Genomic DNA, 21,694 nt, shown 5'->3' on the forward strand with positions numbered 1-21,694 from the left:
TTCGCTATCCGTTCGCCCTTTCCGTGCAGATACGTCACTTTCGTGTAGTCACCCCAGTCAGTATACTCTCGCCAAGCTTTCGACCACTGGGCAGCAATTTACGGGACGACTTCCGCACTGCGCGACGAGTTCCGCGAGGGCGGTCTCTATCCTCATAAGGTCCGCCAGCTTGGCTCTGACATTTCGCAGATGCTGCTCGGCAAGGGTCTGAACCGTCTCGCAAGTGGCTCCGTCTTGTGGAGCCAAGTCTAACAGAGTCCCGATTTCCTCCAATGAGAAACCGAGTTCGCGGCCACGCCGGACGAACCTCAGTCGATCCACATCCGACGGCCCATAATCGCGATAAGATCCCCTGCGCGGCGGCGCAGCGACTAGCCCGATGCGTTCGTAATAGCGGATCGTTTCAATGTTGCAGCCGGTCAGTTCCGACACCACGCCGATCTTCATGGGAATACCTCTTGAGTCTGTAGCCGCTACAGAGTGTAGACGAGGAGCAGAGCGAAGTCATGCAAAGGCACACGTTATGCGTAGCATTCAAAATTGGTTCAGCGGACTAGCAACGGGTGGGGGCGTTCTGGCTTCCTTCGGCGCAGCGACATGCTGCGCTTTGCCTCTGATGCTTGCATCTGCCGGACTAGGCACGGCATGGCTCGGCAGCATCGCACCGATTTTCGCGCCCTACCGAACCCCTTTATTGGTGGTTGCAGCAGTGTTGCTGTTGGCAGGGGCGGCACGCTTAGTCTGGCAATTCCGGCTCGCACGCACTTGTCCGTCGGATACGGCCTGTGGAAGCCCAATCTTCAGAGCGCTGACTGCATTCGGATTGTTGATCGGCACCGCTCTCTTTGCAGGAGCCATGATCTATGTCTGACCCAATCCTGATCTCTCGCCTGAGGTGTCCCGATTGTGGGACTGAAAAGAATGAGGTCATGCCGACTGACGCCTGCTGGTATTTTTATACCTGTTCGGGCTGCGGCACCCGACTAAAACCTCTGGAAGGCGACTGCTGCGTATTTTGTTCCTACGGAACGGTGCCATGCCCTCCAATCCAGCAGGGCATTTGCTGCAACGACTGATAGAAATTGGCAGGAGAAACACCCTGCGGGGCGATGTCCGCTTCGGGGTCGCTTTGCGAATTTCCGCTTTCCGCGGAGAAAAGAACGAAGCTGCCTGTCCGCTTCAATTACGGGTCATGCTCCCCACCGAATGTGGCCGGGCACTGCCAGAGGGCCCTATCGGTCCTCCCGATCCAGACGGACCGCCTTCTCGATAAACCCCTGTGGGTCTTGCACGAAATGGGCTGCGTCTGATTGGAGAACCGTCCTGATCACAGCTTCCCTGCTTGGCTGAATGATCGCACCCTCCGGCGTCGCAAAGACGCAGTCGAAATGCCGCGCGAGGTCGCAGACCCCGCCGATCAATGGCAGAGAGATATCCGCCACATCGAAGCGGACCTGGACTTCTTCGATGAATTGCTCATCGAAGCTCACCTGGATGTCGTCAGCAGGTTCGTCGCCCCACACCCGGAGACCGGTGTAGGATCGCGGCTTCTCTGGCAGCAACATATCGAGCTTCGCAAATAGCGCATTCGCCTCTGCGATTGGCAGCGCCAGAACAACCTCGTCGAGCTGCGTGCGGCTCATCCGTACAGCGTCGACCCCTGCGATACGCGCCGCAGAGGCGGGGATCAGGTTGATGACGAACTGCCAGACGGCCATCAGTCGAACATAGCGCCAATGCGGGGTCCGACAATGGGCTCATTCGCGGAACGCGGGAGCTGCTCTGCCGCCAACCGGCGCCGCCGCCCGTCCGGGCAGGGCAGCGCCCCTTACCCGCGAACGCGCCTTATCCTTGTCATGAAGGCGTTCGCGGTCGGAGCTTTCAGGCCGTAATGCGCGCCGTGGCGCGCAGGCGGGACATTCGATATCCTCCGTCCGGTCAAGGATCGGCTCAGGCTCTCGCTGCGCTTGCCTTCACCACCCGCACGGCGGCGATGCCGGCTTCGCGGCATCGTCCCTGACAGTCCGTCGCCTGCCGACCAGCCCCGCCAAACGGCCTTTCAAGATTGGTGGTGTTCCCGCTGCAACCCCTTCGCATGGCCGAAGGAGCGGCCCGGTGTTGCGCTGATGCGCCTGACCGGCCCTGCCTTCGTCTCACCTGCTCGTGGGCGGGAACGTCTCTTCCACACACACAGGAACACCTGCCGAAACCTATCGGCGGCCGCCCCTTAGTCAAGGATCGCGGTCCCCCCAATTTTCAGCGGGGAGGCTGTGTCGCTGCGCGCCAGCCACCTCGCAGAAAATCGGTTCCCCCACGCCCGCCATGGCGGCGGCGAGACAAGCTCGCCGTCCCTGACACGGCTCGTCCGGCCCGATGGGTTTTTGGCTGTTCCCAATGTGGGGACGATTTCAAAAATCGGAGGCTTTTATGACTGTTTTCAATTCGTTCGCAGATCTGGCTCAGGCACGGATCAATCTTGCCGATGCACGTGAAGGGATCACTGAATCCTACGACGGGGCGTTTCTTGAACACAGCGATCTGGCCAAGCTCAACATCATCGAGGCTCCAATCGCCGCAGAGATGCCGGATCCAGACATGGCGCGCCGCGCCGTGGAGATGGCAATCGGAACGATCTTCGATGTCCTCAAGGATACGCGCATGGAAGAATTCGCGCAGCAACTCGCTTGGGGCATGGTCAACTCCTTCCACATGACCGCACGCCTCGCTGAAGCTCGCGAGGACGATGCTGCAAAGAAGCTGGGCGAAATGGCACGCCACTTCGATCCTTCGGAAATCTACGCTGTCGAGCTCGAGGAAACACAACAGCTCTGCCAGACACTGCAAGGGTGCCGGGAAGCGCTCGAGGCGATGCGCGATCATGCAGCGGACGTTTACCGGGTCGAAACCGGTCGCCCCTTCACGGCCGCACGGGGATCGCAAGTCAGCAAGAATGGGGTGACCGCAAGCCAGGTGCAGGCACGCGATTTCCTCGCAGCACGCGCCAAGGATCGCAGGGCGCAATTCCAGCCCGATGGCCCGCTGGTGATCGTGTCAGGTGGACAGAAGGATTGGCACGATTTCGCGATGATCTGGGCAATCCTCGACGACATCAAGTCCCGGATCCCGAACATGGTCCTGGGCACGACCGGCATGCGCAAGGGCGTCGACGCCATGGCGGGTGCATGGGCGCAGCAGAACGGGGTCAACACGATCCTGTTCGTTCCCGACCAGCGCCACGGCAACCGCGCTCCGTTCCTGCGCAACGAGAGCATCGTCAAACTGAACCCGGTTGAAGCGATCATCGGAGAAGGATCCGGCATCCAGTCGAACCTTGCACAGCGCCTCCGTCAGGCTGGCGTGCCGCTGCACATTCGCCGCATCAGCGATCAGGGGCAAACGCGCTCGCGCACCTTCGGCTGAGCGCTCTTCGGAAGGCTCCGGCTTATGCCGGGGCCTTCCGTTCTTCTTTTGCGCAAGGGGCGGGCTCTGGGGGCATCGAACCCCCTTCGCCCACTGCCGCGAGCATAGCGATCCCTGAATGTATCAGCCGCACTTTTACCTTGGCTCGGCGCAACTTGCCCGTGCTCGATGCTTCGCATCTTGCGGGCATCGCTGCCGCGCCAGCGGCTGCATCCGGACAATGGGCCGACCGGAAATCCTCAGGCTGGACGAGACCCCTTGTGGGCATTCAGCCACAAGGTCAGGAAGTGAGAAAGGAGAGGGGGATGGAGGAGACGAGCAGCGACAGGAGGCAAAGATGCTCGTCACATTCCGCGTCAAGGATATCGAGACAAGGCTCCATTCGGTACCGGCTCAGATACGCCCGCAAGAGCTCGCCGCGCTGATGCGCAGACTGCACACCGCGAACAGTACAATCGATGCAGATCCAGGCGAATTCCTGGCCGCGCCCCTGAACTTCGAGATCAATGCCAACGCGCTTGCCATCGCCGAGTTCGCTTCATGCTTCGACCATCGTCCGGAGATGATCGCGATCGTCGAGGAAGCGCAGTTTCTTGGACGAATGCTGCGGATCGAGCACCAGCAATGCGATGCGCCGATCACGATGCGCGTGAGTGAACACATCGCTCTGGTAGGTGACATCACGATGAGCAGCGACCTTGCGTCCAAGGTGCTCATCTCTCTTGGCCGCCATGCAAATGAATCTGGCCAATTGTCCCTGCAGAAGCTCGCGACAGCGCTCGAAGATCACCGGACTTACGCGGCTTTCGTCAAGGCAGGAATCACTCCGCTCTTCGAAAGCCTCGCGTTCATCGCCGCCACCGATTGTGGAGAGCAACATCCGCTGCTCGAATGGAGCTAATGACAAACCAGCCACCAGTTCACGAGCAGCCGGGAATCGGCTCAACTCGACGCCATGTTTAACGCTCGATCTGCAACCAGCCTCCTGCAGGATCGAGGTGGAAAAGGGTGCCCGGCACGTTGCCGCGGTGCCCTTTTTTCATGCCGCCTGGGTCACGCCGATCCCGAACAGCCACGTTCCAGGGCATAGCTTTCGCGACGTCGCTGGGAACGCATACCTCCTGCCGCAGGCACGTCCACCACCATCGCCATGAGCACCCCGCCAGCATACTGGTCAACCACTAATTTCCCGACCGAGAAGCCGTGCTACGCCGGCTTCCGCACCATCGAAAAATTAGCGGTCAAGCCTCCGCTTCGCTCCGGTGACCAGCACACTGACGAGGCGCTGTTTCATGGCATGGCGGACGAGCCGCCAAGCGCCAGGAGGCAAGGTCATGTGCTACAGAACGGAAAGCTACGAAGACGACGTTTCGGTGCTTCGTCAGATCAACACCAACATCATCGCCCTTGATGAAAAAACGCTGGAAGCTGAGCGGCGCTCCTACCACACATTCTTCGACGTCCACGTCGTTGAGACCCCGGACGGGTACATCCTCATCGAGGAGGGAGACTATGGCGAGCTGCCGATGCACCTGATCGACCAGATCGTCTACACCGCTACCGGCAAGATGGCCGATGAATTCTGACGAGGCAGGGCGGTGGTCATCGCTGCCCAACTCGACAAAAACCAGACCTCACCCGCCAAGCTTCTCGAGGGCAGAAATCGCCACCTTTGGCTTCACCTTGACGGCCAGTTGCAGAAGGGCAATCGCCGTATCCTGACCGACCTTCTTGATCAGCCGATTCAGCTCTCGTTCTGCTTCCTCACGCTCAAGCTCTGCAAGCTTCTGCCTGCGCTCTTCCAGGTCCTTTTCCGCTGCTGCCAGGGCAGACCGTTCGCGTTCAAGTTTCGACACCATTGCGCATTTCTCCTAGCCTTGAAAGACCATGTGAAGATGCACCAATCGCAGGGTCTGTTCGAGGCATTTTTTTGCTTGCTGCTCTCGCGCCACTTCGTCTCGATATAGGCGATACTTGGACGACGACCTTGATCGAACGTGGTGCCAATGACCTGAACCAGCGGTTCACAAAGGCAGGCCAAACGTCTTTGGTCAGTTCGCAAGTCAGGCTCGCGACCACACTCCCCCGGAAAACCAACAGGGCCAGTGATCCCCCTACGGCACTGGACCTAGCACAGGGCACAAGTTCCTGATTTTTGCACACCGTACACACGCAAGCGTGTAAAGGTGAGACGGGGCATATATAAATCAGATGCTTAGCTGCGATGATTCACAACGAATCGTCAGGCAGTCGTGACCTCGCTGTTTGCCATGCACGTCCCGAAAATTACCCAATTCAGGGTGATTGGACGTCACCTTCTGCGAAGGTCATGGCACTATGGATGTTCTTCAGAAAACCCTAACCCGTCGGGCCTTTCTCGATGGCAATCTCGCGCGCCGTAAGTGGCAGGGCAGTGGCCGCGAATACAATATCCTCGATACCGAGCTTCCGGGGTTCGGTCTGCGCGTCAGGTCAACCGGCAGGGCGTTCTGGTTCGTGCGTCTGCGGCGGCGCGGCAAGGAGCGACGTGTCACGATTGGTGCCGCCTCGAAAGTTAGCGCCAAAGCAGCGCGTAGCGAAGCGCGGTCGCTGCTTGCACAGGCTGCACTTGAAGGACTGCCCCAGCGCAAGACGGCGCACACATCGCCGCTGCTCATCCAGTTTGTCGCGGACCACTGGCACCACATCGGGCGCGGATGGAAGCCGTCGACTGCATTGCGCAATCAGCACGCATGGCAAAATATGATCGCACCCCATTTTGGCACGAAGCCGATTGCCGAAATCACCGCCAGCGATGTTGTTCGCTGGCGCGACGGTTGCGCAGGCGAAAGCGAGTGTCGCTTCAACCGGGCGGTGCCGGTACTGGCATCGCTCTTCAAATATGCAGAGGCACTGAAACTGCGTCCCAAGGGCTCAAACCCGTGCCGCGGCATCCCCCGCTATAAGCGGCCCCTCAAGGAGCGGTACCTCTCGCCCAAGGAGTATCGCCGCCTCTGGCGCGAGCTCATGTTCGCTGAGGCAGAGTTCCCGGCCCAGGTCGCGGTCATGAAGCTCCTAATGTTCACTGGCGCTCGGGTCGGCGAGATCCGCGATCTGCAATGGCAATGGGTTAAGCCGCCGCGCCTGTTGCTGCCTGACAGCAAAACCGGCCCCAAAACAATCTACCTCAACAGTCAGGCGGTGGCGGTTCTCAAGTCGATCCCGCAAGTGCAAGGCTGTTCGCTGGTCTTTCCAGGCAGCTCCTTCAAAAAGCCTCTGAACATCCAGCATTGGTGGAGCCGCTTTCGTCCACTGTGCGGATTGCCTGATGTGCGGATTCACGATCTGCGCCACAGCTTTGCCTCCGTGGCGATCGGTCAAAACATTCCGCTGGCGACGATCAGCACTCTTCTCGGCCACGCACTGCCTGAGACCACAGGCCGCTATGCGCACCTTGCTGACGAGCATATCGCCGACGCGGCGCAGCGCGTGTCCGGGTCGCTTGCCAATGCGATCGGATTGGGCCGATGAACGCGCGGTCGTTCAACCTTATCGTCGGTGAGGCGCTCGCCGATATCAGTCTTGATCCCGACGGATGCAAAAGGCCCAAGGGGCGACAACGCACCACAACTTGGCTGGGTGACGAGCCGGGGTTTGGCATCCGCCAGTATCCCGGCGATCACGCCGTCTATTTCGTGCAGGCGCGGATGGGGGGCAGAAACCGCACTGTAACGATAGGGCGGACTGCGGTCTTGACGCGGCATCAGGCGGCGAAGGTGGCGCGTTTGGTGCTGGCCCATGCGCGAGTTGGCGACGATTCGGCGACAAAGCGGGCGCGGGTGAGGGGGGCACCAATGTATGCTGACTTCCTCGACGAGTTCTGGGCAAAATGGGCGGGGCGATGGTCGCTGGAGACCCAGAGGAACAATGCCGGCACGCGAAGGTGTTATCTCAACGGTTCCTTTCCGGGGCTGGGGATCGACGAGATCGACGAGGCGCACGTGACAGCGTGGTTTGCGCGTCTCAATGACGAAACGACGCCAGGAGCCGCCAACATGGCGCTTGGGCTTCTCAATTTGATCCTCAACAAGGCGATTGCCTGGGGCTACCGCTACGACCAGAGTAACCCCTGTACCAGCATCCGGCGGAACAAGCGCAGGAAGTGCGAACGCTTTCTGAGCGTGCCCGAGCTTCAGCGACTGGGTATAGTCCTCGCGCAGGAGCGCCAGTCTTCCGACTTGGTCAGGTCATTGGCTGCCATTGCCACCACGATTTTGTTGCTTACCGGCTGCCGCAGGGGTGAGATCCTCGGGCTACAGTGGGACGACATCAAGGGCAGGCGGATCAAGCTGCGCCACGGCAAGACTGGCCCGCGCACTGTCTGGCTCGGAGAAGAGGCGAGGGCCGTCATCGATACCATCCCACGTCGCCGTGGCGTCGATTGGCTGTTCTGGAACGCTGACGAGGGCGCGCCAATCCGCTCTTTCGCCGGGCACTGGTACGTGATGCAGGAGATGGCGGGCCTCTCGCGTGTGCGGCTGCATGATCTTCGCCACACCTTCGCCAGTCACGCAGCAATGAACAGGGAGACCCTTCCGATGATCGGGAAGCTCCTCGGGCACCGGATATTGCAGACCACCGCCCGCTACACGCATCTCGACGATGGGCATGTCTTTGACGCAGCAGAGCAGGTCGGGGCTGAGATTGCTCGAATGAATGGGATTGTGCCTTAGGCGTCTAACGAGTGATCGCGCGCCAAATAGTCTTGGTCGGCCTGGTTTGGGACAAACGCGCCGTTCCCATGTCGCAGGTAGAGCGTCAGCTCTTGTGGCAAGCCGACGTTCAGCGCTTGTCCGCGGGGCGTAGCGGTAAGACTAAAGCTGGGCCGTCAGCGGCTACGCGGCTTCAAGGTCGACATTCAGTGAAAGCGGACAGCCGAAACACCGGACCCCTCTGTTTCTACGAGGCGCTCTACGTGCCGTTTAGAATGAGTCGATGGCTGACTTTTTCCGAATGTAAAACATGCTCCGAACAGAAAGTTGTGCCACCAGAGCCCGTCGGCGAAAGTCAGCAGGCAGTCACCAATATGAATATCCGACTTCTCGGAACGCCAAGGACGTTGACTTGTTGCGCACACCAATTGGTGTGCTATGACACATCGAACCATGTGCTAACGCACATCAAACGCTGTGTGGGATGAGAAGGTGCTGTGCCTTACGCCGAATTCGTCGCCGAGCTTGAGCGCGCGGGCTTCAGTGTTCGAGGCTTTGCAGGCCTCATTGGCATGAACCCGAACTCCATTACCAACTACGCAGGCCGGGGTGGTGTCCCGCAGAATGTCGCGCTCGTTGCGGTTCTGGTGGCCGAAATGGCTGCAAAGGGTCTCGATTATCGCAGCGCGATCGCCAAGGTCGCGCCGACCCGCAAGCCGCGCGGCGCGACCCGCCCCGGCCAGTTTGGCGGTGACCGCCAGGCCAGCTTGGATCTTGTGTCGTGAGCTGGCGGGTTGCAGCTGAAGGGTTGAGCCATGACTGATTGGCTCGCGTGGCTTGAACCCTTCGGCGCCGATCGGCATGCGCTTCATCTGCTTGATAGTGACACTCCGGAACTGCTGCCGTACGCGACCCTGACCAACGCGCAGCGAGAGGGCGGCTCAGTTCTCGATATAGTGGGCGCTGTGTACGAATGGCAGGACTCCCCGCTGATCTTCCTCGTCGCCGCCGATCGGATAGCGGGCGCCGCGGATATCAACAGATTGCGCCGCCTACTCGCAATGCGTGGAGATGCGCCATATCTTGGCATCGTTGCGGCGGGCCGGCTCGACGTCTACGCAATTGCCCTTGATCGCAAGTCCCCCGCGCAGGCCCGGGTGCCGCTTGGTAAGCAGGAAGCACCGAACAGAGACCTGTTCTCGCACTTGGCCAACCGACGTCCGCGCGCGGCGCGCACCCGTCAGGGCTGGATCTCCAATGTAGTGCTCAACCTCCTAACTGACGCGATCAATCAGTTGATCAGAATGGACGTCCGGCATGGAGACGCGATTTCACTGGTTGGACGAGCGCTGTTTGCGCGCTTCCTCGGGGATCGTGGTCTTTTGCCACAGGACATGGCCGCGCCGGAGACCACTGCCGCGCTGTTCGCCAACGCGGACAATGCGCGAAAGTCGAGTGCCTGGCTCGACAGGACTTTCAACGGCGACCTGCTCCCGCTGTCTGAGGATATCTTCGAAACCCTCTCGACCGACGCCTATTTCGTTTTAGGCAACATCATGATGCGCGCAGCCGGGGGCCAGCTTTTCCTCGGTTGGACCGAGCGCTGGGATCGACTTGACTTCGCGCACATCCCAGTTGGCGTGCTGAGCCAAGCCTATGAGCTCTACATGCGCCGGCATGCCCCCGAAAAGCAGCGCAAGGAAGGCGGCTTCTATACACCGAGGCCGATCGCCGATCTGCTCGTTCGCGCATCGTTCCGCGCCCTCGAACGCGAGGGATCGCAGAAATCGGCGCGCATCCTCGATCCAGCGGCGGGCGCCGGTGTGTTCCTTCTAACAGCCTTTCGCGAGCTCGTGGCGGCGCGCTGGCGCGCAGATGGCAAGCGGCCAGGCACCATGGGGCTCCGCGAGATTCTCTACGAACAGATCACCGGCTTCGACATCAACGAGGAGGCGCTGCGCTTCGCCGCTCTCGCGCTCTATTTAGTCTCGATCGAACTCGACCCTGAGCCCCAGCCTGTCGATAAGCTGCGTTTCGACGATCTTCGCGGCAAGGTGCTCCACCTCGTCTCAATCGAGAATGACGAACGTGGCTCCAGTCTAGGCAGCCTCGGGCCACTGGTGGGTGACGAGCATCGCGGTCGGTATGACTTGGTAGTCGGCAACCCGCCTTGGTCGACTGGCACGAAGCTACCGGACTGGAAGCTGGTTCTGAAGACTGTCTCGGATATCGCGAGCGAGCGCTCGGGCACAAAGCTCGCACCGCCTCTGCCTAATGAGGGACTCGACATTCCCTTTGTCTGGCGTGCAATGGAATGGGCCAAGCCGGGCGGTCAGATCGCCTTTGCGCTCCATGCGCGCCTGCTCTTCCAGCAAGGCGACGGCATGGCAGATGCGCGCCGGATGCTGTTCCAAGTGCTCGACATCACCTCCGTCATCAACGGCGCCGAACTGCGCCAGACCAAAGTCTGGCCAGAAATCATGGCCCCCTTCTGCCTGCTGATCGCAACCAATCGTGTACCAAAACCTGGTGCAGGCTTTCGGCTGATCAGCCCCCGTCTGGAACCAGGTCTCAATGCCGCTGGCGCAATGCGCATCGACGCACACGCATCCGAGATCATCGCGACCCAGCAGATGATCGAGACGCCCGATATCCTCAAGATCCTGTTTCGCGGCACGAGGGCGGACCTCGGCTTGATCGAGCGTATTCGCGGCAAGGGGTTCCCTACGGTCGAAGCGTTCTGGCGCGAAGCGATCGGCTTATCAGACCGCGGACGAATGGCTGGTTCGGGACAGGGGTATCAACAGCTTCGCAAGAGCAGCGGCTCCCGCGAAGTTGGAGCGCTCCCGCCCGGTAGGGATGCGGGACATCTTCGCGGCTTGCCTGACGTGACGGTCGCATCACTGGACCGGCTTGTGATCGACGGGAAGAAGCTGAAAACCTTCCAGCAAGACCGCGTTCACCGACTGCGCGATCCGAGTTTGTTCGAGGGACCGATCGCGATCGTCCATAAGTCGCCACCAGCTGCCCGGGAGAGAATTCGCGTCGGCATCGCCGTTGAACCGGTCGCCTACAACGAAACCTTTTACGGCTACTGCCCCACGGGTTTTGCGCATTCGGACGTCCTCGTGCGTTACCTTGCCCTTGTGTTTGGCAGCAAGTTCGCATTGTGGCTTGCGCTCGTGACCAGCGGAGAATTCGGATTCGAGCGTGAGGTCATTGAAAAGGCCGCGCTGGACCGCATGCCGCTGCCCGACTTCCGCCAACTCGGACCGGACGGCCGCGCAGAAATCCTGCAGCTCTTCGACGCGGTTTACCAGTCTGCGTCCGCTTGGGAGGACGTGGATCGTTGGATCGCGAACCTCTACGGCCTCGGCAACAACGACTTAGAGATCATCTCCGATACGCTCAGGTACAATCTGCCGTTCGCCGAAAACAAGGCGGCTGCCCAAGCCCGCCCCAAGCCCGAAGTCGCCAAAGAATTCTGTGCGCTCCTCCAAAGCGAGCTGTCGCCTTGGACAAAGCGCCTCGGCACGTCACTTACCGTTTGCATGATCGAAAATCGTTCGACCTCACCTTGGATGGGCTTTGCTCTTCGCATTGGCGGAAGCGCATCTGCGACGGCCGTCGAGAAGGATTGGCAAGCACTGGTTATGGTCGCCGACGCCTCGGCAGCCACCGAGATCGTGGTCGAGGATGAGGGTGGCGTTTTGCTCGTCGGCCGTCTCGCCCAGAATCGTTACTGGAGCGCAACGCAAGCGAGGCTGCTGGCTCAGCACCTGATCTGGTCACGGCTCGACTTCCTCAAGGGGCACCTTCGCGGATGAGTTCCTCGGCGCTTTCACCTCGCCCTGACCAGATCGCAGAACTGACGCGCGGACTTGCCTTGCCCCTGCCGGCCATTGATGGGGTTTATCTGCAGCTCATTGCCGAGGGCATAGTTCAGGCGTTTCAAGACATTGGCGCCAGTCAAACCAGCACGGTCGCGACCGGCGACGAGGCCGAAGTCACCGCTCTTCTGGTGGCGCGGCTTAACCGCATGATCGAGGAGGACCAGATTTGGCGCCAGCTAGTCAGCAGCGTAGTTCGCGGAGCCGAAAGTCTGAACTACAATGGCGCTCATCTAGAAAAGCGGCCGGACATGTCGATCCATCTGTCGGCCCGAGCCATCCGCTTTCCGCTGATCGCCGAAGCCAAGATTATAGACGCGACCCGTGGTGAACATTTATATTGCAGCCAAGGCCTAATCCGCTTCCTCGACGGACAATATGGCTGGGGTAGTCGCGAAGCGTTCATGATCGCTTATGTGCGAGATGGGACGAACATCTCGGGCCGGCTTAAGCCCTATCTCGCGCAGGCCGGGCATGCAGCTAGCTATGCTTTGCAAAGCGCGCTTTCCAACCATCCCATCGATGGCTGTGACGCGGCGCAATCCGACCACGGCCGATCATTCACTTACACGCACACGCAACCGCCGGCCAACAATCCTGGGGGCATAGCAATCTGGCATCTCTGGCTTAATGCCTCGCCGCCGACCATGACAGTCACGACCAGCGCAACAATGCCCTAAACAATTAAATGCGGCAGTTATCTGGGAAGATGGTCTGGTCGACCCGAATCCGAGGATCGCTAGAACGTCTGGGGCGCTTAGCGGACGGCCGACGGCGCCAGCGAAGGCCGCTTCCGGCCCAAATGTCGTTCGTTCCGACTGAAGTCTTGAACGCTGGAAATGAATGGCAGGTTTCTGGATCATGGCGATCCGGCGTTAGTGCCCGGAATTGGGTGGGGAGTTGAACGCCCGCTTTCGGGTGACAGAACGCGAAAGCTGCCGTTGATACCAGCCTAGTAATGCGTCGCCTATCGACCCAGATTACGCCATTCTGACCCACCACCATGTACGTCGGCTTACGCTAACACCGGTCGTTCCGCTCGCTAAGCTCCGGGCAGGATGGTTATAAACTTCCTTCCGCGCACCCGCTTCTCGATTTAGGGTGGTCAGGAAAGAGATCGAGAAGGAATAGTGGTGAATGATTTGCCTGTAACCGAGCGTCGCGCGCCCCAGTCTGGCGACGCCATGCTCACCTATACTGAATTGGAAGGCCCCGATGGGGGCGAACCGCGGACGCTGAGCTTCGTCAATGCGGAGATTCAACCGCTGGACTTCACGACGCTCCAGCGCGCACGCTTGGATCAGCGCCTGACGATCCCGCTGGTGTGCCGTGACGGCACGCTGGTCAGCACGACGATCGAGGGACACCAACCGGGCGAAACTATCAACGCCTCCGCCATACTGGAAAGCGCATACACCTCCGAAGCCATCGGCCTCGTGAAGGGAGGCTGGCTTCCTTCGGCGTTCGCGGTGACGCACCAGAAGACCACCATTCTCGTCGACCGCAATGTCGTGACGAAGATCGTCAGCCGCTTCGATAACGGCAGACGGCGTGGCAAGCATGCGGCTGACTTCATCGATCTGTTCGCGGATCAGCCGATCCGTATCAACCCGCTGCTGTTCGTGCTAGAAGGCAATGACCGACGCATACCGACGCCAGGTGAGGCCGCCGCCCAGTTGGAGGAAGTCGAGCGAAAGCTGCGCTCCGCGCTTCCCAAGGCCGAACTCACCATCGGTCCCGACAGCCTGCAAGGCGCGCTCGGTCTGATCGAGGATTCACGCGCCTCCCTCGAACGCAAGCAACATTTCCTTCGACACATCGCGCCGTGCATGGTCTCGCCCGTTGCGCGGCGCGACGTCGAAGCGCGCTGGAACGATGTCGCCCTTGCCGCCGATCTTCATAGCGTGTCCCGGCAGTCTCTGGTCGTTCTCGCGGCGCTTAGCGCTGTCGCCGTGCCCAACGGCAAAAGCCCTGCCAAGAACCTCCTCAAGTTCCGCAACGGATATACCAAAGGCGACGCCTATAACGCGCTTGCCGACCTCCGTGCGCTCGAGTTGTTCATCGGATGCCATTGCCTGTTTCCGGGCGAGCCAATGCAGCTCTGCACCGCCGATAAGCCTCTGGCCCTGCTCTGGGCCGGGATTCAGGCATCCAACTTCCGGTGGAGCGGTACGGGCTTCAGCTATGACATGACGCCTGTAGAGGGGCTCTTCCCTGAAAATGTCGGGCTTTCATGGCGAAGCATTCTGGAAGAGGGAAATTGATGTTCTGCCCGCTGGCGATCGAATGGGGAAATGCTGTCGATTGGGCGGCGGCGATCGGTAGCCTCGCGGCGGTAGCCGCCGCGCTGTGGATCGCGTTCGGACAGGAGCGCAACGCCCGCAAGCTCCGGCGGATCGCGAAAAACGAAGAGTATGGGCGCCGCGCACATCTGATCGCCGAGGTTATTAGACTGACCGCCGAGATCGAGGCCTTCTCCCTCGCTGGCGATCGCCTCGTTGGTTTTGGCGGAGGTGTGAATGGCCTCGTGTCCAGCCGTGACGACATCGAGGGAGTCCGGGCGCAGTTGCTGGCCCTTCAACAGTTTCCGAACGCCGATCCCCGCATCTTTGGCGAGATCGGCCGCATTATCAGGGAAAGCGCGGTCCCTGCCGAGTTCGCTATCGGTAACCCCACCTATCAGGCGATCATCCTACGTGAGATTGCCCAAAAGCTCGCACAGCGACGTGAGGTTCTGGTGCAATTGCAGTCGTCATAATCAGGCCGCCCCCCCATCACCCTATCGACCTTCAGGATTATATGCCGCCCAAGAACAACCCACCGAGGCGCCATCACTTCATCCCCCAGATGATGCTGCGCCACTTCGCCGATGACGATGGTCAGTTGTGGTTCTGGCGTCGCGAATTCGAAAAGGGTGCCGTGAAGAAGACGGGGACCAAACTCCTATTCGCGGAGAACGACCTCTACACGCTGGTCGACGCGGACGGAGGGAAGGATGTGGCGCTGGAAACCTTCTTCGCGAAGATAGAAGGGATCGGCGCTAGGTTCATCGACGACCTCGCAGACATCATCCGGGCGGGCGAGACTCCCAAGCTGGACGGCGGCGCTTGGGATTTCTGGGGGGACTTCTTCTACTATCATCTAAAGCGGACACCGGGCGCGATCGATGCCTTCGCCGAGCAGATGGACTTCGACGCCAAGATCGAGGAGACCTTCGCCAAGGTCCAGGAGGCGCGCGGAAAGTCGGGCCGAGATCCCGCCGAACCCGGCCTTAAAGAGCGGATATACAAGAATGCCGTCGTGATGGCTCAGCGCATGCCCCCCGGCCAGGAGGTGCGCAAAGCCTTTCGCGAGTTCGGCCTGGCCGTCTATCGGATCATCGATCCCAAAAAGAGCTTCGTGGTCGGCGACGTTCCGGGCGCCGTGGCTCGCTTCAGCCTGCCCGGCGGCGGAATGTCCCACGAGACCATGTTCCTTCCCCTGACATGGGACATTGCCGTTGGGCATCTGACCCATTCGAGAAAGGTCGAGATTGTCACCGTGGATCGCGATCAGGTCCGCCGTATGAATGTCGCGTCGACCACTCGCTCGAAGATCATCGCAGGTCGATCAGAGGCCCTCATTCGATCGTTGTCTCTCGATGTTCCCTACACCGGGGTCGTGCCGCGATAACCGCGAGCAAGAGCAAGCCTTTCCGGACCTGATGAGCTCAAATTGGTTGAACGGCAAGTATAGGCTGGTTCCGGAAGCCGATACCGACCCATCCGAATGTCGGTTATGCCATTTCGCAGTCTTGAAGCTGCCGTTCCGATTCGTCCGCAATCGAGGCCAATCCCAGCGTCGTTGGGCCGACGCCGGCTTTCGGCAATGCCTGCCGTTTGATCAGTGGTGAACGAACGGCTGTTATGTCCCAATTTTAGCTGTTCCGAGCCCTATGAAAACGTGGCCGCTTTCAGGAAGTCGAAGATAGCAACCGAACGTCTGACATGGGGTCGGTTGCCGAACGGCAGGAATTTTTCGCGACCGGGGTCAAGCCGCCGTGCCGCTTTCGGGATCGCGCGCGGGCCCGGCGCATGACCGCAACTGGGTGGATTCCCGCCATTGATGATTCTCGTTTGCGGAGATCATCAAGTCTGGCATCTTTGAGGAATGCGTGACCGCTCAAAGCCGCTATTTGGAATAGTCCGCGGGGTCATCGTTACCGCGATTGCGCTTTCCATTGGCGCAGGGCTGTTCGGCTATAACCGCTATATGTTCCTATCCCGAAACGCCGGCGCCGGTCGGCCAGTTTGCATGGATGATTTGAGTGTTGCGAGCGAAGAGGCCGTTCTGCGTCAAGGCATTTGGAGTTACCTACAAGAACGTCCCGACTTCGTTAAGGTAGCGCAAGGGCGGAGCGACAGCGACAGAAGACGAAATTACAAGCGTCCGAACCCCGAACTGCCGATCGACAAACTAGCAGTTGATAATTTCATTGCAGAGCAACCGGAATGTTGCTCCGTCAAATCGAACTGGCGCATGCAAGATCGGATCGGATTAGGAAGAACTTTCTTAATCATTCGAGAGCCGAACGTAGCGTGGGTGACCGTGGTCGACAAAACGCTCAGATCTCCCGAAGGCAATCAAATCTATACCCATGGCTACAAGGTCGACGCGTGCTGGAAGAATGTGCGGGACGGCTCTCGATTGTCGATAGAGTGAGCTGGTCGAGTGGCGGCTAAGGGGTCGCTTGTTGAAGGGCAGGAATTTTTCAGAAGCAAGGCAAAGCCGCCCTACCGCTTTCGGGATCACGGTTCAGCCCCGCTCACGGCGGGAGATAGGGTGGAGGGCGGAATGGCAGGTCCTGGATGAGGCAAGCGCTAAAGCGGAAGCCAAGCTAACCGTTTGCGGAGTTCCTGTGTTGCATGCTCTCGGAACCACTCCCCGTGCGAAATGACGGCTTGCGTTGCGCCCCAGCCCAATATTGCCGCCACCGCCTTAGCACCAGCTGCCCTGTCCCGCATTCCGAGGCGATAGAGTAGGGGCGTGCGCCCATTGGGATAAGCGACCCCTTCAATGTGGGCGATCAGGCGACCAAGCGTTGACTGATTATCAAGTCGCACATTCACGATCAGATCCGTGAGTATCACCGTTCGCGATGCACGGTGGAAAAACACATGTTCGTCGAAAGCGCGGCTGCCTGTAAAAGCAACTCGGTCGATTTCGCCGAACCATGGATCACATCGTAGATCATCAAAAAGGGCGGCAAAAGTCAGGTCTGGCCGTTTGGCAGGAAGGTCATGTGGCCCGATGAGCTCAGCGTTAGGGTAATGATCCTGCCACTCCTTCAAAAAGAAGTGATGATAGATATTGGGCGCTACCAGATAACGGATAGGCCCAAGGTTCTCGATCTCCGTCGCGAGATCACAATTGTATGAAACCGGCGAGTGCATCCACACACTTCCATCGTTGAGACGGACGATCGTGGAGCGGGTGCCCAAGAGCAAACCCATGAATTTGATTTCGGTGCCGTTTGCCACCCATATGTTGGGGCCGATCGGCTCGAGCTGCATTGCGACCATATTCGAACCTCGTGCGATGAGCCCATGCTATGTCAGCTTGTGGCATGCGTAACTTTCGACTTAGCGGCGTAATTGGGGTCGCTTCCAGAATGGCAGGTTTTGGCGGCAACTGTGCTATAGCTGCCATAGAAGGTGATCCTGAGACAAGCCCTTCGGAGGGTGCCCGCTGGGCCGGTTTCCTGACGGAGCGGCGGGTCGCCGGGTCGAGCATCACCTGATAGATTTCGCTTTCGCACTCAGAGATTGAGGATTCTGCAAAGGATGCAGTTCGGCAGCATTTCGTCTTGATGCCAGCCAGCGTGTTCCGGCTGCCCAAAAGCCCTTCCCTTCCATGACATGAACCAGCCCCTGACCGAACCCTGTCAGGTGCTGCAACGCGCGCTCATGCGGACCGTGTTGCCGTTCCGCTGGAACGGCTGCCCGCACCACTCCTGTGAGCGGCGTTTCCCTCGCATCCGCTCGGTGCAGACCTGCCCGTGCCCGGCCTCATCGGGGCTCAGTCGAAGGGATAGTCCCTTGGACGGAGGAACAGCTTCGAAAGGATACCATCATGAAGAACACCGTCATCCTCGTCGGCTTTGCAGGCAACAACCCGGAAGTCCGCGAAACTCAGGCAGGCGCCAAGATCACCTCGCTCTCCCTCGCCACCTCGCGAAGCTACAAGGATGCAAGCGACAAGCGCCAGACCGAGACCGAATGGCACCGGATCACCTGCTTCAACGGCATCGGCAAGAGCGTCGCTCAACACGTCAGTAAAGGCGCGATGCTGATGGTCACCGGCCGTATCCACTACACCCGCTGGACTGATCAGAACGGCACCGAACGCTACGGCTGCGAGATCATCGCCGAGCAGGTCGATTTCCTGGCCAAGGCTAAGGAAGCCAAGCCGACAGAGGCCTCCGAAACCTTTGAATTGGCGCTGGCCGAGTAGGGCAGAGCGCTTTCCCCCCAAACTCAGCCAATTCGAGGCCTCGGAGATTATCTCCGGGGCCTTTTCTTTTGCATCAATTGCATCAGTTTTGTCCGCCAACATTATGAGAAGAATTGATCCGGAACCAGCAGGAAATTCAGGACCGAACATGGCGGCAGTCGTAGCTGGGATCTGCCATTCAAAGGGTGAAAGAGCCGCCGCCATGACAACCCGAAAAGCTACAGGCGTTGCGATACGCCTGAGCTTTGGGTGACCTGGATCGAACTACCTATGTTGGCAGCGCTCAATGAGGTGGTGCCGGGCAAACCCTGACAGAACTGCTGATGGTTGGTGTTCGCCATTCCCTTTCCCGCATAGGTAAAGCGGTCAGGAGCTCGCCTGTAATGGCCTAACTGGGCAGAAGGCAGTTTCGATTTGCCCTTTGCCAATAACCATAACCGGATCATGCAGTTGCAGGCGTTCTGGTGGCCAGATGCGTCCCAATTGCAGACATATGCAGAACATCGGGCTTTTTTTAACCTTCAGCTCCTGGCCGGTTGGCCAAGGCCCGTCGCGAAAAAACGCCAAGAATCAGTCCGATAAACTGGTTGAAAGGGTGCCGGGTCAGGAGTAAATCAGTCCCTGTATTGCAAGCACACCGTACACCGCTGCGCGGTAGGCTGATGCAGCGAAGTTCTGCATATTTCACAATTGGTTAGCTGAAATCTTGCTCAGAATTCGGGCGGTGCTGTCGGCTGCAGGATGCTCACGGCGTCCATAAAACATCGAAAAACCAATATCATAGCGCTGCACCGGGCTGCATCGTCGAGACTCTTGGCAAGCGCGATGCAGCGCTATATACTCGAACCTGCGATAGACGAACCACGCCTGAAAAGGTGTGGTAGTGGAAAAGAAACAGTTCCAGAGCGTCGGTGTAACGCTCAGCCCAAGGATGATCGGCATCGTCGATCAACTTGCGACAAGCCGCGGTGTCTCGCGGTCAGAAGCCATCCGCATTGCCCTTGAAGTGGGCATTCCCCTCCTGAAGGCGGGACTATCTCTCAATGCCGAGCGGGCTGTCACAATCCTCGAGCATACCCAGCTTGCGCTCTCGCTCATCGTTCAGGAGCAATATCCGGCTGATGCCGAACACCTGATCGCTCAGGCGCTCTCCAACGTGCGAGAGCATCATGGCTGAAGACATCCGGTTCAGCAAAAAAGCTGCCACTCTCACCCACGCTTCCGCGCGCGGAAAAGTGAAGCGGAACGCAGGCAATTTCACGCGCGGATCGCAGCTGTTCCACCATGAAATCCTGATGACCTGGGCGGGCATCAGGATGCCCCTCTATGTCTGGGTCGGAACCGCCGTTCTACTGCTGTGCGTCCTCGTCAGTTTGACCTTCAGGAACCACGAGGTTCAGCTCGTGCTGATGAAGCTCTACGCCGCGGCCTGGGGATGGGTGCAGCTCAATCCGAACAAGCCTGTAAACCTGACGCTTCCGTCGGGTCAAATGGTGCAAGGCACCATGTCCATGGTGCCCTATCATCCTGCCGTGGAAAGGGCTTGGGCCAAGGCCGTGCAGGTCAGCATTTCTGCGGGTCTTGGTGCTGCCTTTATCTGCGTACCTTTGACCGTCTGGTTCGTCGACTTTTCGAAACGGCGCGGCACCGACATTCTGACCGAGCGCCATGAGCGCGGTGCCGTGCTTGTGACACACAGCGAACTGGCCCAAGCCATCACCAGCCATAACTGGAAAGCGCATGTCAGCGAGTGCCGCAAGCGCAGGCCAGCAGTGGACCCCGATAAGATCCTCGCAGAGCCTTTGAAGGACCGTGTCCGGGCGGGTCTGCATGCGCCTTACCGTCTGGCAGGTGTGCCGGTTCCCTGGCGCCTTGAGCAAAGCCATGCGATGTTCATCGGGACGACCGGTGCTGGCAAAACGACAGAGCTGAAGAAGATCGTCACGCAGGCGCGTGAACGCGGGCATCGCTGCGTCATTTTCGATCTGACCGGCACCTTCGTCGAAAGCTTCTATGATGCCGAAACGGACATCATCCTCAATCCGATGGATCGTCGCTGCGTGCCATGGTCGATCTTCAACGACTGCGACAATTACGCCGAATTCATGAGCGCTGCGACAGCACTGGTTCCCAGCGGCCACAGCGCAGAAGATGACTTTTGGCAGAAGTCGGCGCGCACCCTGTTTGTCGAGATGTGCGTCAAAATGATCAAGATGGGCGTGCGCTCAAATGGCGCGCTTTCCTACTTCCTGATGCAATCGGATTTGAAGACGATCCATGCTCAACTTGAAGGCACGATAGCAGGGCCGATGATGTCGCCCGCCGCTGCCAAAATGGCAGAGTCGATCCGTACGACCTTCATCGCCAATGCGAATGTTTTCCGTTTCCTGCCCGAACCACCGCCGGGCGAAACCGGTTTCTCAATCAAGAACTGGATGACCACCGAGGTGAAGGAAGGGTCGATCCTTTTCATCACCTCCACGCACCCCGACCTTGTCCTCAATCGCCCGCTTTTGACGCTGTGGATGGACCTGGCCGTCAATGCGCTGTTCCACATGGGACGCAGCCGCGATCTGCGCACATGGTTTCTCATCGACGAAGTCCATGCGCTGCATCGTCTCCCGGCGATCGATCATGGTCTTCAGACCGCCCGCGCGTTTGGCGGAGCCTTCGTGCTTGGCATGCATTCCTTCGACAAGCTTGAAGAAACCTATGGCGAGAACGGGGCTACCAATCTGGCCTCGCTGGCGGGCACCAAACTGATCCTCAAGACGGCCGATCCCGAGACATCACGGCGATGCTCCGAGTTCATCGGCAACCGTCAGGTCCGGATCATGGATGAAGCCTATTCCTACGGCTATAATGACAACCGCGACGCCTCAACGATCACGCCCCGTACCAACGTCGAAGAACTCGTCATGCCGGTCGACATCAGCGACCTGCCCAGCATGCACGGGTTCGTGAAATTCCCGGACGGTTTCCCCGCTGCCCGGATCAGGCTGGCGTGGAAAGATTACGAACCCCGCGCAAAGGGCTTCGAGCGTGTCACCGACATGCGCGCCGCCGAATACACACCACCGTCCGGGGATGGCGCGGAATTGGGGGGTGGGGATAGGGAAGGCGCACAACCTGACATCGCGCCTAAGGGGGGCCGGTGAGAGAATGTTCGAAAACGTACGCTAAGCATCCCGACCGTTCCGA

At 59.4% G+C, this 21,694-nt stretch carries 21 protein-coding genes; 17 read left to right on the forward strand and 4 right to left on the reverse strand.

Annotated elements, in window-relative coordinates; genetic code table 11:
• Positions 1 to 57 precede the first annotated feature (57 nt).
• Complete coding sequence (locus AX735_RS10755; RefSeq protein WP_066209325.1) at positions 58 to 447, reverse strand: MerR family transcriptional regulator; 390 nt, start codon at positions 445 to 447, stop codon at positions 58 to 60.
• Between the two features lie 169 nt (positions 448 to 616).
• On the opposite strand from AX735_RS10755, the gene AX735_RS24290 reads away from it, so the two are divergent.
• Positions 617 to 871 carry a hypothetical protein gene (locus tag AX735_RS24290; protein ID WP_231750091.1) on the forward strand — a complete coding sequence of 85 codons (255 nt, stop codon included), beginning with the start codon at positions 617 to 619 and terminating at the stop codon, positions 869 to 871.
• Positions 864 to 1,076, forward strand: coding sequence for a GDCCVxC domain-containing (seleno)protein (locus AX735_RS26880; RefSeq protein WP_081096498.1), 213 nt, complete (start codon positions 864 to 866; stop codon positions 1,074 to 1,076). Before AX735_RS24290 ends, AX735_RS26880 begins: the two co-directional genes overlap by 8 nt.
• Positions 1,077 to 1,232: 156 nt before the next feature.
• Here AX735_RS26880 and AX735_RS10760 read toward each other — a convergent pair whose 3' ends face one another.
• Positions 1,233 to 1,718: a hypothetical protein gene (locus tag AX735_RS10760; protein WP_066209210.1), complete on the reverse strand. Its 486-nt coding sequence runs from the start codon at positions 1,716 to 1,718 to the stop codon at positions 1,233 to 1,235.
• A 709-nt stretch (positions 1,719 to 2,427) separates the two neighbouring features.
• Here AX735_RS10760 and AX735_RS10765 point away from each other — a divergent pair.
• From AX735_RS10765 to AX735_RS10775, 3 genes are all read left to right on the forward strand, one after another.
• Positions 2,428 to 3,420, forward strand: a complete 993-nt coding sequence (locus AX735_RS10765) for a DUF2493 domain-containing protein (RefSeq protein ID WP_066279658.1) — start codon at positions 2,428 to 2,430, stop codon at positions 3,418 to 3,420.
• A gap of 337 nt (positions 3,421 to 3,757) precedes the next feature.
• On the forward strand, positions 3,758 to 4,321 hold the full coding sequence (locus AX735_RS10770; RefSeq protein WP_066279667.1) for a hypothetical protein: 564 nt from the start codon (positions 3,758 to 3,760) through the stop codon (positions 4,319 to 4,321).
• A gap of 391 nt (positions 4,322 to 4,712) precedes the next feature.
• Positions 4,713 to 5,006 carry a hypothetical protein gene (locus AX735_RS10775; protein ID WP_331458787.1) on the forward strand — a complete coding sequence of 98 codons (294 nt, stop codon included), beginning with the start codon at positions 4,713 to 4,715 and terminating at the stop codon, positions 5,004 to 5,006.
• Positions 5,007 to 5,054: 48 nt separating this feature from the next.
• Here AX735_RS10775 and AX735_RS25075 read toward each other — a convergent pair whose 3' ends face one another.
• A complete protein-coding gene (locus AX735_RS25075; RefSeq protein ID WP_058456882.1) occupies positions 5,055 to 5,279 on the reverse strand; it encodes a hypothetical protein in 225 nt (74 codons plus the stop codon).
• Between the two features lie 445 nt (positions 5,280 to 5,724).
• Between AX735_RS25075 and AX735_RS10785 the strand changes: the two genes are divergently transcribed.
• From AX735_RS10785 to AX735_RS25080, 9 genes are all read left to right on the forward strand, one after another.
• Entirely contained in the window at positions 5,725 to 6,930 is a 1,206-nt protein-coding gene (locus AX735_RS10785; protein ID WP_231750089.1) for a site-specific integrase, read from the forward strand.
• Positions 6,927 to 8,132: a site-specific integrase gene (locus tag AX735_RS10790; RefSeq protein ID WP_066279676.1), complete on the forward strand. Its 1,206-nt coding sequence runs from the start codon at positions 6,927 to 6,929 to the stop codon at positions 8,130 to 8,132. Before AX735_RS10785 ends, AX735_RS10790 begins: the two co-directional genes overlap by 4 nt.
• A 476-nt stretch (positions 8,133 to 8,608) precedes the next feature.
• Entirely contained in the window at positions 8,609 to 8,896 is a 288-nt protein-coding gene (locus AX735_RS10795; protein ID WP_066279679.1) for a DNA-binding protein, read from the forward strand.
• Positions 8,897 to 8,926: 30 nt separating this feature from the next.
• On the forward strand, positions 8,927 to 11,938 hold the full coding sequence (locus AX735_RS10800) for an N-6 DNA methylase (protein WP_066279685.1): 3,012 nt from the start codon (positions 8,927 to 8,929) through the stop codon (positions 11,936 to 11,938).
• Complete coding sequence (locus tag AX735_RS10805; RefSeq protein WP_231750090.1) at positions 11,935 to 12,681, forward strand: hypothetical protein; 747 nt, start codon at positions 11,935 to 11,937, stop codon at positions 12,679 to 12,681. The genes AX735_RS10800 and AX735_RS10805 overlap by 4 nt, the downstream gene beginning before the upstream one ends.
• Before the next feature lie 453 nt (positions 12,682 to 13,134).
• Positions 13,135 to 14,265: a hypothetical protein gene (locus AX735_RS10810; RefSeq protein WP_156447467.1), complete on the forward strand. Its 1,131-nt coding sequence runs from the start codon at positions 13,135 to 13,137 to the stop codon at positions 14,263 to 14,265.
• Entirely contained in the window at positions 14,265 to 14,759 is a 495-nt protein-coding gene (locus AX735_RS10815) for a hypothetical protein (protein WP_066279694.1), read from the forward strand. The genes AX735_RS10810 and AX735_RS10815 overlap by 1 nt, the downstream gene beginning before the upstream one ends.
• Positions 14,760 to 14,800: 41 nt before the next feature.
• The gene (locus AX735_RS10820; protein ID WP_066279706.1) at positions 14,801 to 15,673 is read left to right on the forward strand and encodes a DUF4238 domain-containing protein; all 873 of its coding nucleotides are present in this window, start codon (positions 14,801 to 14,803) and stop codon (positions 15,671 to 15,673) included.
• A 477-nt stretch (positions 15,674 to 16,150) separates the two neighbouring features.
• Positions 16,151 to 16,702: a hypothetical protein gene (locus AX735_RS25080; protein ID WP_156447468.1), complete on the forward strand. Its 552-nt coding sequence runs from the start codon at positions 16,151 to 16,153 to the stop codon at positions 16,700 to 16,702.
• Between the two features lie 158 nt (positions 16,703 to 16,860).
• Here AX735_RS25080 and AX735_RS10825 read toward each other — a convergent pair whose 3' ends face one another.
• Positions 16,861 to 17,562, reverse strand: a complete 702-nt coding sequence (locus tag AX735_RS10825; protein ID WP_082751038.1) for a DUF4336 domain-containing protein — start codon at positions 17,560 to 17,562, stop codon at positions 16,861 to 16,863.
• A gap of 550 nt (positions 17,563 to 18,112) precedes the next feature.
• On the opposite strand from AX735_RS10825, the gene AX735_RS10830 reads away from it, so the two are divergent.
• The 3 genes from AX735_RS10830 to AX735_RS10835 all read left to right on the forward strand — a co-directional run bounded on the left by AX735_RS10830 (position 18,113) and on the right by AX735_RS10835 (position 21,651).
• Positions 18,113 to 18,493, forward strand: a complete 381-nt coding sequence (locus AX735_RS10830) for a single-stranded DNA-binding protein (protein WP_066279711.1) — start codon at positions 18,113 to 18,115, stop codon at positions 18,491 to 18,493.
• An 883-nt stretch (positions 18,494 to 19,376) separates the two neighbouring features.
• The gene (locus tag AX735_RS24300) at positions 19,377 to 19,670 is read left to right on the forward strand and encodes a ribbon-helix-helix domain-containing protein (RefSeq protein ID WP_082751039.1); all 294 of its coding nucleotides are present in this window, start codon (positions 19,377 to 19,379) and stop codon (positions 19,668 to 19,670) included.
• On the forward strand, positions 19,663 to 21,651 hold the full coding sequence (locus AX735_RS10835) for a type IV secretion system DNA-binding domain-containing protein (RefSeq protein WP_066279714.1): 1,989 nt from the start codon (positions 19,663 to 19,665) through the stop codon (positions 21,649 to 21,651). The genes AX735_RS24300 and AX735_RS10835 overlap by 8 nt, the downstream gene beginning before the upstream one ends.
• Positions 21,652 to 21,694: the final 43 nt, after the last annotated feature.

Source organism: Blastomonas sp. CCH1-A6 (assembly GCF_001556365.1).
Taxonomy (GTDB): Bacteria; Pseudomonadota; Alphaproteobacteria; order Sphingomonadales; family Sphingomonadaceae; genus Blastomonas; species Blastomonas ursincola.

Coding starts and splice junctions, on each gene's coding strand:
- AX735_RS10755 (WP_066209325.1), bottom strand. CDS start 447: ATGAAGATCGGCGTGGTGTCGGAACTGACCGGCTGCAACATTGAAACG.
- AX735_RS24290 (WP_231750091.1), top strand. CDS start 617: ATGCTTGCATCTGCCGGACTAGGCACGGCATGGCTCGGCAGCATCGCA.
- AX735_RS26880 (WP_081096498.1), top strand. CDS start 864: ATGTCTGACCCAATCCTGATCTCTCGCCTGAGGTGTCCCGATTGTGGG.
- AX735_RS10760 (WP_066209210.1), bottom strand. CDS start 1,718: ATGGCCGTCTGGCAGTTCGTCATCAACCTGATCCCCGCCTCTGCGGCG.
- AX735_RS10765 (WP_066279658.1), top strand. CDS start 2,428: ATGACTGTTTTCAATTCGTTCGCAGATCTGGCTCAGGCACGGATCAAT.
- AX735_RS10770 (WP_066279667.1), top strand. CDS start 3,758: ATGCTCGTCACATTCCGCGTCAAGGATATCGAGACAAGGCTCCATTCG.
- AX735_RS10775 (WP_331458787.1), top strand. CDS start 4,713: ATGGCATGGCGGACGAGCCGCCAAGCGCCAGGAGGCAAGGTCATGTGC.
- AX735_RS25075 (WP_058456882.1), bottom strand. CDS start 5,279: ATGGTGTCGAAACTTGAACGCGAACGGTCTGCCCTGGCAGCAGCGGAA.
- AX735_RS10790 (WP_066279676.1), top strand. CDS start 6,927: ATGAACGCGCGGTCGTTCAACCTTATCGTCGGTGAGGCGCTCGCCGAT.
- AX735_RS10800 (WP_066279685.1), top strand. CDS start 8,927: ATGACTGATTGGCTCGCGTGGCTTGAACCCTTCGGCGCCGATCGGCAT.
- AX735_RS10805 (WP_231750090.1), top strand. CDS start 11,935: ATGAGTTCCTCGGCGCTTTCACCTCGCCCTGACCAGATCGCAGAACTG.
- AX735_RS10815 (WP_066279694.1), top strand. CDS start 14,265: ATGTTCTGCCCGCTGGCGATCGAATGGGGAAATGCTGTCGATTGGGCG.
- AX735_RS10820 (WP_066279706.1), top strand. CDS start 14,801: ATGCCGCCCAAGAACAACCCACCGAGGCGCCATCACTTCATCCCCCAG.
- AX735_RS25080 (WP_156447468.1), top strand. CDS start 16,151: ATGCGTGACCGCTCAAAGCCGCTATTTGGAATAGTCCGCGGGGTCATC.
- AX735_RS10825 (WP_082751038.1), bottom strand. CDS start 17,562: ATGGTCGCAATGCAGCTCGAGCCGATCGGCCCCAACATATGGGTGGCA.
- AX735_RS10830 (WP_066279711.1), top strand. CDS start 18,113: ATGAAGAACACCGTCATCCTCGTCGGCTTTGCAGGCAACAACCCGGAA.
- AX735_RS10835 (WP_066279714.1), top strand. CDS start 19,663: ATGGCTGAAGACATCCGGTTCAGCAAAAAAGCTGCCACTCTCACCCAC.